7 protein-coding genes are annotated in these 12,589 nt (G+C 40.0%); 2 read left to right on the forward strand and 5 right to left on the reverse strand.

From position 1 onward, the window contains the following. Positions 1-4 precede the first annotated feature (4 nt). The 3 genes from JWR87_RS20325 to JWR87_RS18420 all read right to left on the reverse strand — a co-directional run bounded on the left by JWR87_RS20325 (position 5) and on the right by JWR87_RS18420 (position 3,943). Positions 5-196, reverse strand: coding sequence for a type II toxin-antitoxin system RelE/ParE family toxin (locus JWR87_RS20325; RefSeq protein WP_366090989.1), 192 nt, complete (start codon positions 194-196; stop codon positions 5-7). Between the two features lie 307 nt (positions 197-503). Continuing rightward, positions 504-1,742: a pitrilysin family protein gene (locus JWR87_RS18415; protein WP_297822996.1), complete on the reverse strand. Its 1,239-nt coding sequence runs from the start codon at positions 1,740-1,742 to the stop codon at positions 504-506. Between the two features lie 245 nt (positions 1,743-1,987). After that, a complete protein-coding gene (locus JWR87_RS18420) occupies positions 1,988-3,943 on the reverse strand; it encodes a glycoside hydrolase family 13 protein (RefSeq protein WP_297822998.1) in 1,956 nt (651 codons plus the stop codon). Positions 3,944-4,425: 482 nt separating this feature from the next. Between JWR87_RS18420 and JWR87_RS18425 the strand changes: the two genes are divergently transcribed. After that, on the forward strand, positions 4,426-5,796 hold the full coding sequence (locus JWR87_RS18425; RefSeq protein ID WP_297823000.1) for a Gfo/Idh/MocA family oxidoreductase: 1,371 nt from the start codon (positions 4,426-4,428) through the stop codon (positions 5,794-5,796). Positions 5,797-5,951: 155 nt separating this feature from the next. Here JWR87_RS18425 and JWR87_RS18430 read toward each other — a convergent pair whose 3' ends face one another. Together JWR87_RS18430 and JWR87_RS18435 are read right to left on the reverse strand one after the other, a co-directional pair. Next, positions 5,952-7,805 (reverse strand): RagB/SusD family nutrient uptake outer membrane protein, encoded by a 1,854-nt coding sequence (locus tag JWR87_RS18430; protein WP_297823003.1) that lies wholly within the window; start codon positions 7,803-7,805, stop codon positions 5,952-5,954. Between the two features lie 10 nt (positions 7,806-7,815). Beyond that, positions 7,816-11,100: a TonB-dependent receptor gene (locus JWR87_RS18435; protein ID WP_297823005.1), complete on the reverse strand. Its 3,285-nt coding sequence runs from the start codon at positions 11,098-11,100 to the stop codon at positions 7,816-7,818. Between the two features lie 468 nt (positions 11,101-11,568). Here JWR87_RS18435 and JWR87_RS18440 point away from each other — a divergent pair, with 468 nt between their 5' ends. Next, entirely contained in the window at positions 11,569-11,919 is a 351-nt protein-coding gene (locus tag JWR87_RS18440; protein ID WP_297823007.1) for a phage holin family protein, read from the forward strand. Positions 11,920-12,589 lie beyond the last annotated feature (670 nt).

Below are 12,589 nucleotides of genomic sequence, written 5' to 3' on the forward strand. Positions count from 1 at the left end.
TTCTTCAAAAAAACCTCTGTAATCCCGGATTGTTTTCTATGAGGCGGGAACTATGATAGATGGATAGAATTTCTATTTCATCCTCTGGTACCCGATAAAAAATCGTGTATTTAAAAACCAGTATTTGTCTTACGATAACCTTTTTAGTGATTATAACAGGTTTTCCTACTTCAGGGTATTTCGATATTTTTTGTATTTAACAATGATTTTTTAGTAACTCTTTTGGCTTGTAACGGGGAGTTGAAAAAAATATATTTTTTAATTTCTTGAATGTCTGCTTTTGCTTGACAGGCAAAAGAAACTACCATTCTTTCATAATTTCTTCCATCGAGACTAGTTCTCCTTTATCCGCTTGTTAAATGCCTTTATTAATTTTATCAGGTATTACCAGCCTTTCTAATAAAACCTCTATATCTTCAAAGCTGTCCTCGGGCTTATTTTTGGATGCTTTCTATAACCTGTTCTTATGTAAGCATAGAAGGTGTTTTTTTAAAACTTACCAATTAATTCTTACTGAAGTAACGCATCGTATTGCTATTGCTTTCTTCAAATACTTGGTTAGCCACCTCTTTTATATCTTCAACCGTTATTTCTCTGTAGCGTTCAAGTTCTGTATTCATCATTTCTGCATCACCTAACAATTCGTAAGTGGCAAGGCTGTTTGCACGGTTCATGACAGACATATCTTCAAACGCTATCATACTTTCTGTTTTGTTCTTAACCTTCTCTAGCTCACTTTCATCTACCAGTTCACCTTTTATTTTCTCCACTTCTTCCTGCACAGCTTTTTCTGCGTCTTCCATTTTTATTCCTTTAACCAGCTTTCCTTCTATTACCAGCAAGCCTGTGTCAACGCTGCCCATGTGGTGGCAGTCAATATTGCTAAAGACTTGCTTTTCTTTCACTAAAGCCTGGTACAATCTTGAAGAACCTCCCCCGCTTAATATATCGCTTAAAAGATCGGCTGCGTAATACCCTTTTTCTAACCTTGATGCCATGTGCCATGTTTTGAAAAAAGCATCTAACGGAACATCGGCTTCCACATCCAAAAAACGAGCTTCAGATTGTGTAGGTTCCTGTGGTAAGTTGCGCAGATACTTATCTCCCATTGGGATTGGTCCAAACCATTTTTCTGACAGCCGTTTTACTTCATCCAGCGTTACGTGTCCTGAAACAACCAGGATGGCATTAACAGGACGATAATGTTTGAAGAAGAATTCTTTTACATCTACCAGTCTTGCATTTTCAACATGACTGAGATTTTGACCAATAGTCATCCACCGGTAAGGATGTTTTTTGTATGACAATTCTCTGAGTTTATGCCATACATCGCCGTAAGGTTTGTTAATATAATGTTCCTTAAATTCTTCGCACACTACTTTTCGTTGCACGTTAAGACTTTTTTCGCTAAAGGCAAGGCTTAGCATTCTATCACTCTCAAGCCAAAAAGCAGTTTCCAGATTTTGGGCCGGTACTTGTATATAATAGTTTGTGAGGTCGTTGGTTGTATAAGCATTATTTTCTCCGCCTGCCATTTGCAACGGCTCGTCATAATCTTTTATATTAATGCTGCCGCCAAACATGAGGTGTTCGAACAAATGAGCAAAGCCCGTTTTTTCGGGGTTCTCGTCTCTTGCGCCTACATCGTACATAACATCTACTACTGCCATTGGCGTACTGTGATCTTCATGCACAATTACCCTTAAACCATTGTCTAAAACAAAGCGATCGTATTGTATCATACTACTTATAAAAAGGAGTGCAAAACTATATTATTTAAAATTATAGGGGTTCTTAATTTTTAATGCAATTAGTGCTGTATTTGGGAAATTCAAAACTTTTTTTGCAAAAGGCGTTACACTATAATTCTGAGGGTCTTTGAGAACGCTGCCATAAAATATAGTGTACAAGAGTGTGACACAACGATGCTTAAAAAGGGTGTACTGCTTGTAAACTAATTTCTCTTTTTTTAGCAATCACTATAAATTTACTTTGTTAGTTCGAGCACGAGTGCTGTTTTACCGGGCAGGTTAAGTAGAGATAAATTAAGAATTGTTTCTCCGGTTATCGCATTACGAGCCCCATTGTAGCCTTTTATTCGCTCGCTGAACCTGGCTGTTTCTAACCTGGTTTCTTTATCGTTTGTATTAGTGGCAACCATAATGGTTTTATTGTTATCGTATCTAAAATACACATACACTCCTTCGTTTGGCACATATTGCATTAGCTTTCCTGAGTGTAAGGCCGGCGTATTTTTTCGGTAATTAGCCAGTTTTTTAACGTAATCAAAGGCTTCATTTTCCTTTTTACTTCTACCCCTGCTGGTAAATTTATTATCCTTATCTCCCGGAAATCCACCCGGAAAATTTCTGCGTACTTCCGCATCACTTGGGTTTCTTGTATTCTTCATCAAAATTTCGGTACCATAATACCACGATGGAATGCCACGTACGGTTAAAAGCCAGGTCACCCCTATTTTATACTTTTCAAAATCCTCCCCGATCATTGATAAAAAACGATCCATATCGTGATTATCAAGTGATGTAACGAGTTTCATCGGATCTGCATAAAGGCGGTCTTGCGCCAATGTCTGGTATAATTTACTCACCCCTTCATCCCAACCAAACTTTTGCTTCAACGCGTCTACAATTGCATAGTTTAACGGAAAATCGAGAGTGCCGGGAAGATTACTCTTAAATGGAAAGTTGACATTGCTTTTTACAAAATACGATAGCGCATAAGGATTAGAAGCAACCGTTTCGCCAAAGATGTGCATGTTCGGATACTCGGTCAGTAACGCCTGGTTGCAACGATTCATAAAAGCAGGATCATTGTACTTGTAGGTATCAATTCGCCACGCATCTACATCAAACATTTCAGTAGACCAGATAGCGTGTTGAATTAAATAATTTGCGAGGTAAGGATTTCGAAGGTTTAAATCTGGAAGGAAGGATGTAAACCAGCCATCTACCAGCAATTTTCGATCTGCCTCTGCCCCATGTGGATCAGCCAGCGCTTGTTCTTTGTGAGTGGTGCCCGTGTACACGGGCCAGTTATTAAACCAGTCTTTTGACGGAGGATCTTTATACATCCAATGATCGTCGCTAACGTGGTTGTATACTGCATCCTGTACCAGCTTCATACCTCGTTGATGCAATGATTTCGAAAACTGTATGTAACCATCATTTCCACCAAAGCGACGATCAACTTTATAATGGTCTGTAAAATGATACCCGTGGTAACCTGCCTGCATTCGGTCGGGCGCTTCCTGTTTAAGTTGCTCGTCGTTTTCAACCACCGGGGTTGGCCAAACGGCGGTAACCCCTAATTCCTGCAAATAATCAAGATGATCCGAAATGCCTTTTAAATCGCCACCATGTCGTAAAACCGGGTTGTTCGCGTCGGCGCTGGTATCAGCCATATCAACGAACTTGTCATTAGTGGTATCACCATTTGCAAAACGATCGGGCATCAGCAGGTAAATAAAATCTGCTGATGTAACTCCCGTTCCCCTGGCTTTGTTCTCCCGTGCTTTCAGCACATAAGGCCGGCTGAGCGTTCTTGTTCCTGACTTTCCAACAATGTTACATGTTCCTGGCTTTGCTGATGCAGCAATGGAAATATCAAGAAATATATAATTGGGGTTTTCGGCTTTACTTGTCTTTATAAGCCTAACCCCCGGATAACTGATGGAGTAAGAAAGGTTGGCCACGTTTTGCCCGTACACCAATAGCTGCAGGTTTTGATTTTTCATTCCAACCCACCAGTTCGCCGGATCGATGCGTTGTATTTCAATACCGGCTTGAGAATACACGTGAATGCTAATCAGAGTAGAAGTAAGAAGTACAAGTAAATTCCTCATTACATTGTTATTGATAAAAATTATAGAATAGACTTCTCCAAAAGTAGCAGCAATATGCAAAAAGTGGCGAATGATTTGCATAAGATGATAATCGTTTTTTTAAAAGATTAACCAATTCGTTAAAGACTCAGCACATTGCCTGGCGAAATTTTCAAGTAGCGCTTGCATAAGTATCGGCTTATTTAAAACAAGAAGTAAAAAGCTGCTAAAGAAATAAAGGCAGTTGTTTTTGACCTGGCATTCTTTTAACTATTAAACTTTGTTGCGTCGCACTCTTGTACTTTAGTCACTCTCTTCTACTTTTTACTTTCACGTATTTGTGGCTTTTTATTTCCTGTCGAAAGAGAAGCATAATTGTTTCCTGTATCTAAGCTAGGTACTTATACTACCCGCCCTTTTTTGACTAATTTTTCTATTGAAAGAAATAATATCTTGCTACAGAATTATCGATAGTGTCTTTAGCTGGTCATTGGGCCAAAATTCGCAATTTATTAGGGTTAGCAAGAACAATAAATTAAAAGCTTTTAGAAATAAAATTTTCCGGTAATACTAAAGTGAACCATATGAATAATTTTAATAACCATAGGCGGCAATTTCTTAAAGGTGCTGCTGCATCAATTGCCTTAACCACCCTTGCCTCCAGCGGTATGGGTTTCATTTATGCACCTGGTAAAACTTACCGGGTAGCATTAATTGGAACAGGCTGGTATGGCAAAAGCGATTTGTTTAAATTAATTCAGGTTGCGCCGGTAGATGTTGTGGCGCTTTGCGATGTAGACAAGAACCAGCTTTCAGAGGCTGGTAAAATGGTAAGCCAGCGCCAGAAGTCGGGCAAAGTTCCGGGCTTGTATAGCGACTATCGAAAAATGCTTGCAGAAAACCAATTAGATATTGTATTGATTGGAACGCCTGACCATTGGCATGCGCTCACCGCCATCGACTCCATGAAAGCAGGAGCACACGTATATGTTCAAAAACCAATCAGTGTAGATGTGATTGAAGGAGAGGCAATGGTGGCTGCAGCCCGCAAGTACAACCGGGTTGTACAGGTAGGTACACAACGCAGAAGCACGCCTCACCTAATAGATGCAAAGAAAAACATAGTGGATGCGGGGCTGTTAGGCAAAGTGTCTCATGTAGAAATGTGCTGTTATTATCACATGCGAAACAACGGTAATCCTGCTACACAGCCTGTTCCTGATTTTCTTGATTATGAAATGTATGCCGGACCAGCGCCATTGCTTCCTTATGTTGGTCTGCCTCACAGGGGAGGATGGCGTTCGCGCATGGAATATAGCAACGGAATAGTAGGGGATATGTGTATTCACATGTTTGATGCTACACGATGGATGCTTGGGTTGGGGTGGCCAAAACGAGTCAGTTCGACCGGGGGTATTTATGTAAATAAAGGAACAAGGTCGAATATTTCAGATACTCAGTCCGTATTATTCGAATATGATGACCTTAATTGTATTTGGCAGCACCGCACCTGGGGCACTGCTTCAGATCCTGAATTTCCATGGGCGTTTAAGATTTATGGAGACAAAGGAACACTGCAGGCCGATGTTCATAAGTACAATTTCATTCCTGACGGCAAAGGAGAGAAAATTCATAAAGATGTGGTGTACGAAAAAGAAAAATATCCCGAAGATCTCACAGAGCCAGGTATTGAAATTCATACAGCACCTGCAACAAGAGGCCATATGCTTAACTTCTTACATGCTATTGAAACAAAAGGCCGGCCGGTAGCAGATATTGAAGAAGGACACATCTCAACGGCTAGTTGTATTCTCGCTAACTTATCTATGAAGACAGGCAGACCAGCAGTGTACGATCCCAAAAAACGTATAGTTGTTGGAGATCCGGAAATGACTGCACTTTTAAAACGGCCTTACCGAAAGGGCTGGCAGCACCCTGATCCCAATAAAGTTTAATTTGTTGCTTCGAAAAGGAACATTGAAAAGAAGAGATGATTTATATAGTTGGAAGTTAGAGCTTAGGTAAAACCCGTTATGGATCAGAATACTATTAAATAGAGAAGCCCCCGTTGCAACTACAACGAGGGCTTCTTTATTTTCATCAAGATCTTTTACCAATTTGGACTCTGTAACAAAGTTGGAGCATTTGTTATTTCGCTTGTAACCAAGGGGAAATAGTAATTTTTAGAAGTAAAAACTCTGTCCTCTAATTTGAAGCGCTGCATTTTATACTTTACCCCCTGAACGTCGAACGTTCCTGTAGGGTCAGCAACAGGCCGCATGCCATGTGCATATCTTTGTGTTTTAGGGTAAGGCCATACCGAAGGCGGAATTGTTGACGACTTGTATGCCGCTTCCCTTGCAAGTTCCTCAGGAGAATCTGGCTCTAAATTCCAACGGGCATAGAAGTATCGCTTGTTCTCATAGAAGTGTTCTACCCGGCGCTCCCTTTGAATGTATTTATGAAGTGCAGCCTGGTTTAATCCTGGAGGAACCGGTGCCATGAAAGAACGCGCACGTAAATTATTTAGTACAGTATATGCCTCAGGGCTTCCTCCATTCAATTTGTTTATTGCCTCAGCATATATTAATTGAATTTCCGGTAAGCGAATAGCAGGAAAATGTAACTGCCAACCACCGCTACGCTTCCAATCTTCGTGATAAAACTTGCGCAGGTAATAGCCGGTTGAAGTAGCATTACTGGCACCAATTCTGTCGGCACCAGTAGCCGTATTAATAATTTTGTTTTGATACATTGCGCCATGATACATTATATCAGAATAAAAACGAGGGTCGCGCTTTTCGTAGGGCAGGTTTTCATCAAAACCCTTTGCTTTCGCCTGTGGATCATATGTTGCATATCCAAAACCGTCATTTCCAACAAATTCATATTCGTCAACCTGTTCTTGTAAAGGTTGTAAACGCGAACCTCCTCCGTATGATGGCGGTATATGGTCACCTTGCCAAGCTTCGTTCTTGTTGTTGGTAATAATGAGAATGTACTCATTCTGCAAAGAAGCTCCGTCAATGTAAATCTGCTTAATTCTTGCATATACCTTATTATTACTTTCCGCCTGGAAGTCAGAACCTTTACCCGTGTAAAGACTGTAACGAGGTGCTGCATTATTCTTAAGATCCATAACAGCTTTCGCAGCATCAGCAGCTAGTTTCCATTTATTTTCGTCGTAAGCACTATATGTTTCTTTGCCAGCACGACTGTCATTACCGGGTAACTTTCCACCGTTGTACATTGGGCTAGCATTCATGTAAAGAATGATTGCCTTTAATGCCATTGCTGCACCTTTATCAACTCTTCCGTACTCTATATCCAAGTGGCGCACAGGTAATTCTGCGATGGCAAAGTCAAGGTCTGCCAGAATTTTTTTAAGAAAGCTCGGCCATGGTTCACGAACAAATGCAACATCTCCGGCTAAATCTGCTACACGATCCATGTAAACAATATCGCCATACCACCGGGTTGCGAGGAAGTGAAGGTATGCACGTATGAAACGGACTTCTGCAACACGATTTTTTAAGTCGCCTGGTTGAAGAGGGTTGTCTGGAGATTTATATTTTTCTACCCCTGCAATAAATACATTCGCTCTGCGGATGGAAGTATAGAAATCGTTCCAATACATTCCGTTTGCTTTACTGGGCATTCCGATAGAAGGGCCAAAACTTCCGAAGTTGAACTGGTCGGGGATCGCTTGTTCTACCTGCGTTCCTTTACATTCATCGGTTATTCCTGATATTGAAAAGTCCTGAAGTCCTACAATTCCACGGTCGCGGTCGCGCATGTCTCTATACAGCCGGTTAGCTGCACCATTTACCTGGTCCCAGTTGCTAAAAGCCGTCTGTTCATTAATTTGATTGTCGGGCTGCCTGTCCAGAAACTTCGAGCAGGAGTTAAATAATAAGATAGCGGCCGGAAGGATTATTAAAGAAAGATATTTAGTGATTTTCATAATTTTCTAATTAAAATGTTACGTACATACCAAAGTTTATTACTCGCTGTATAGGATACCAGTCTCCGCCTGTATTAGTTTCGGGGTCAACATCGTACTTTTTCAATTTGTCCCAGGTTAAAAGGTTCAGCCCTTGCACGTAAAAGCGAGTCTTTGAAAATCCAACCCTTTTCAATAAGCTGTTTGGTAGAGAGTATCCAACCTCTAAGCTTTTTAGACGTATGTAAGAGGCATCAGAAAGAAATAGTGAACTATTGGGATTTTTGTTATTTACATAAGTCCCGTAGTGTAAAGCCGGGTAAGTGGCTGTCGCAGCTGTGGCAGGTGTCCAACGATCCAGATGAAAAGGTTTTACCCTTCCGATAATATCCTGGCCATATGTTGGAAAGTCATAGGAAGCGGCATCTATTAACAGAACGCTGGTGTTTGTAGCGCCCTGAAATAACAGGCTCATATCAAATCCTTTGTAGGAAACTCCCATTGGTACACCAAACTGGATCTCAGGATTGCGGGGATTTCCCTTTGCTATTCTGTCTTCCTGGTCTGTAATCTGGCCATCTCCGTTTTGATCTTTGTAAACCACGTCTCCCGGAATTACTTTACCCCATTTTTGATAAACCTGTGCATTTAATTTGTCAGCTTCTGCCTGGTCTCTAACAAAGTGATCGAATTCATAAACAAACTGTTGTCCTATACGTTTACCCGTACGGTTTGCATAAGCAACAGATTTTCCATCTGGTGCCACACGTTGTACCTCATCAATAAACATAATCTTATTTCTTGCAAATGAGAAGTTGGGTCTGATGTAATAACCGAAGTTCCTTCCTATTTTATCAGTCCAGCCAACCTCAAGCTCGAAGCCTTTATTGTTTACTATCCCAAGATTTAGCTGCGGAGAGCTTTGGCCAACAACAGCCGACAAGTTTCTCGTTCCATTGGTTCCAGGTTGGGTTAGAATGTCGTAACGATGCTCGTAGAAAATATCCGCCGTGATACTAAACTTGTTTTTTAGTGTTCTTATCTCGAAACCCAAATTTGATTTTCTTGCTTTCTCCCAGGTTAAGTTTGGATTGGCAAGATTACCCTCGAGCACGTTTGCGGGAACGCCCGAATTCAAATCCATACCGAAATTATAGGAATCACCATTGGTATTAAAAAACTGGAGATATCCGAATCTGTTTCCCGGTAATTGATCGCTTCCTACAAGCCCGTAAGATCCTCTTACTTTTAAATAATCGATAAACTTATACTTTTTCATGAAATCCTCATTAGTGGCGACCCAGCCAACCGCCACCGCTGGAAAAAGACCATATCTACGGCCTTTGGCAAAATTCTCAGAACCATTATAAGCTGCATTTATTTCAAACAAGTATTTCTCGGCGTAGTTATAAGTTGTTCTAAAGGCCAATCCCTGGCTTGCAAAAGGAACATCGTTTTGAAATATGCGCTTTGTTTGAGTACCTAATACCAATGCGGTAACGTTATGAACTCCGAAAGAGCGGGCATAGTTTAAGGAACCCTGAATATTGTTTTTACGTTGAGGTTGTGGAGTACGTGCATCAAAGCCATTATTCATCGTGTTATTTGCAATACGACGAGGTGAAGCATAAGCACCATTGTAGTGCCCTCCGTTCATGTAAACATCAACTCCGACCTGGGGGTAAAAAGTAGCATAGCCACCATATTCCCGGTAACCCTCAGATTCATGAGGTATGGTTCTATCCACCGTATTTCCAGCTTGGTTGTCATACGAAAATTGCAAATCAAATACTAATCCCTTGGTTATAAAATCAAGCTTGTGACCCAATGCAAAACTTCCATCCATAAAGGTCTTGTATTCATTAATAAAGCCTGAGTAAGCCAACTCACCAAGAATATTATATCTGTATAATTGTGTTCCGAAAAGTAGCCCTTCAGGATGTTTGGCTATATGAGACCTGTTTGCAACATTATCATTGTTTTCGTTAATAACAGGATAGATAGAGGGCTGAGTATTCGCAATGTTTACAATTCTGGCAGCAGTAGTTCCAGGGGCAATCCTATTCTGAATTCGACCGCCAAGACTCATTCTTGCATAAAAATTATCTGTAATGTTGATATCTATATTGGATCTGAAGTTATACCTCTTAAAGACTGCATTCGTATTGTTAGGCCCAACATCAGTGTGTTTATAGTTTCCGTTTTGATTCATATAACCGCCTAAAATAAAGTACTTGGCGGTTTTTGTACCACCCTGAATAGTTAAGCTATAATCTTGCTGCATGCTAGGTTTGAAGGCATAATCAAAAAGGTTGGTGTTGTAACCAAGTCCGTCTGAGTTGTCTCCTACTGCTTTTCTATAATTCTCTATCTGTCCAGGTGTGAAAAGTGCTGAGGAGGTATTTGGATTGTCATTCAGCCTCGCTTCATTGTACAGTGTTGCGTAGTCTGCAGATCCAAGGTATTGCGGAAACCTTACAGGCGAAGAAATACCGCTTGCGGCTTTAAACGTAACATTCGCTTTTTCCATGTTTCTTCCTCTTCGCGTAGTAACTAAGATTACGCCATTAGCTCCTCTAACTCCATAGACTGCAGTTGCAGAAGCATCCTTTAAAATAGATAATGACTCCACCTCTTCCGGGTTCAAATATTGGAAATCCCGCTCTATACCATCAACCATTACAATAGGTCTTTGTGCGCTATTACCTGTGTTATAAGTGGAGGCGCCACGAATAAAGATTTCACTTTGATCAACGCCCGGCTCTCCGCCGCTAAACTGATTTGCCATTAATCCAGGCATTCTTCCGGCAAGAGCGTTAGACAAGTTAGTAGTAGGACTTTGTCTTAGCTCTTTGGTAGTTATTGTGGAGATTGCTCCGGTTACTGTCACTTTTTTCTGTGTACCAAAACCTACAACAACTACGTCATCAAGCGACGAGGCTTCTGCGCTTAATGTAATATCAATCCTTGTCTTACCCTGAACAGGAACAGTAATTGTCTTAAATCCTACAAAGCTAAAAGTTACTTCGGCAGTTTCTGAAACGGAGAGGGAATAGTTACCATTATTATCTGTACTAACGCCACCTTTTTGACCGACTATTGAAACAGATACACCTGCAAGGGGAATACCTTTGTCATCTTTTACGTTTCCTTTTACCGGAATTACAGCCAGGGGAGAAGCTACTACTTTCTCTTTTCCTTTTTCCCTCGCACTTATGTCGTTATAAGTGCTAAATAATAAAACAGCGGTTAGTTTAAGAACCAGCAACCCTTTAATAGTTATTGCCATTCTTCGGAGTTCACGTGCTTTTCTCATGTTTTGGTCGTTGATTTAATGGTCAAGTTATAATTGGTGTTTTTAGAACTCTGCTAGAGATAAGTGCAGACAAGGCGGAATACTTCATTTTAATACAAGTAAAAGAGGATGTTTTAATGATTAGATAATCAGGTAATAAAAAAAGTAAACAGAATAAAAGGCATCGATTAAAAGTGATATATAAGATACGACAATGTCTTTTGGACTTTTAAAAGAGATAATTTAGGAATCTTGTCGAGGGAGAAGCCGCAATCTTCGCAAGTCTATGGGTATGCTTGACCCTCTAATTGTTTAGACACCAATGATACAGAAAAAAGTTAAAGTATGTTAAAAATTCTTTTTTATTTTGGAAAAGTCAACTTGTAGATTGGTGCTCTTGTGTTCTTACTTAATTTAGATTCATACCCATCCGCCAAAACTTATTATAGTTTTATTAAAGTAACACCCATTAGTACTCAAAACTCCTTAATGCTATCAAGATTTTTAACTAAAGTACTTATTACAGCAATTGCTTCCTTACTAGCATCTTACTTGCTAAGGGGTGTTTATATCAACAGTATTCAAACTGCAATTATTCTTGCTATTGTTCTTGCGTTGCTAAATAATTTTATAAAACCGATACTCATTATACTGACTTTACCTATAACACTATTGACCCTTGGACTTTTTCTAATTGTTATTAATGTACTTATTATAAAGTGGGCATCTGATTTAGTGCCAGGCTTTAAAGTAGACGGATGGTGGAGTGCATTGTTATTTAGTTTATTACTTTCAGTTGTCACCTCGCTCATGGAAGGACTGGTAGGGAACAGAAAATAGTAAAGCTTATTTATTATGCAAACCGGTCAGAAAGATTTGCGTGATGAGCAACTCACCTTTTTTATAAAACACTTTTACAACCCGGGACTTATAGAAGTGGTTTAGCGGGATAGGCCAAGGGCTTTCGGTAGGTGTAATCCTAAAGAGGGCAACAAGTGCAGAAGATTTTCAAAAAACGGTTAACGCAGCTGCAGTTTGGGAGTTGCCGGCGATTTTAATAGTAGAAACGATGGCTATGTTTAGTACTCCATTTCGTAAATACTACAGGTGCAGCTTTGGGTATTACGTAAGGACACACTACCAGGTGGATAGTTGGAGAGTTAAGTGAAAATTTACTTGAAGCTCTTACATCCACCAGCTCATTCGTTGTGCATTCTTAGACACGCTGCTCCTTTTTTTTAAGACTTTAAAACGATGTCTTCTCCTATAAAACCACCCTTCAAATTAATTTTTAAAAAAATTTTTTTGATCCAAAAAATACTTCATCTTTACAACCTCTTAACAAACTAACGGTTGTTAGCTAGGTTGTTCCTGGTGAAGATAGAGCTGGTCGGCCTTTAACGATTGCTTGCACTTTTAATTTCCAGCTCTTTTTTCACCATTTTACCTTCTTCTAAAAATCATTCTGATTTCTTCTTTTAAAGCTAAATATTGTAGCAGTAGAGAATCA

This window comes from Segetibacter sp. (assembly GCF_025963695.1).
In the GTDB taxonomy this organism is placed as follows: domain Bacteria; phylum Bacteroidota; class Bacteroidia; order Chitinophagales; family Chitinophagaceae; genus Segetibacter.

Excerpts from the sequence above, each read along its gene's own strand:
- JWR87_RS18430 (WP_297823003.1), bottom strand. The coding sequence starts at position 7,805 with ATGAAAATCACTAAATATCTTTCTTTAATAATCCTTCCGGCCGCTATC.
- JWR87_RS18425 (WP_297823000.1), top strand. The coding sequence starts at position 4,426 with ATGAATAATTTTAATAACCATAGGCGGCAATTTCTTAAAGGTGCTGCT.
- JWR87_RS18415 (WP_297822996.1), bottom strand. The coding sequence starts at position 1,742 with ATGATACAATACGATCGCTTTGTTTTAGACAATGGTTTAAGGGTAATT.
- JWR87_RS18420 (WP_297822998.1), bottom strand. The coding sequence starts at position 3,943 with ATGCAAATCATTCGCCACTTTTTGCATATTGCTGCTACTTTTGGAGAA.
- JWR87_RS18435 (WP_297823005.1), bottom strand. The coding sequence starts at position 11,100 with ATGAGAAAAGCACGTGAACTCCGAAGAATGGCAATAACTATTAAAGGG.
- JWR87_RS18440 (WP_297823007.1), top strand. The coding sequence starts at position 11,569 with ATGCTATCAAGATTTTTAACTAAAGTACTTATTACAGCAATTGCTTCC.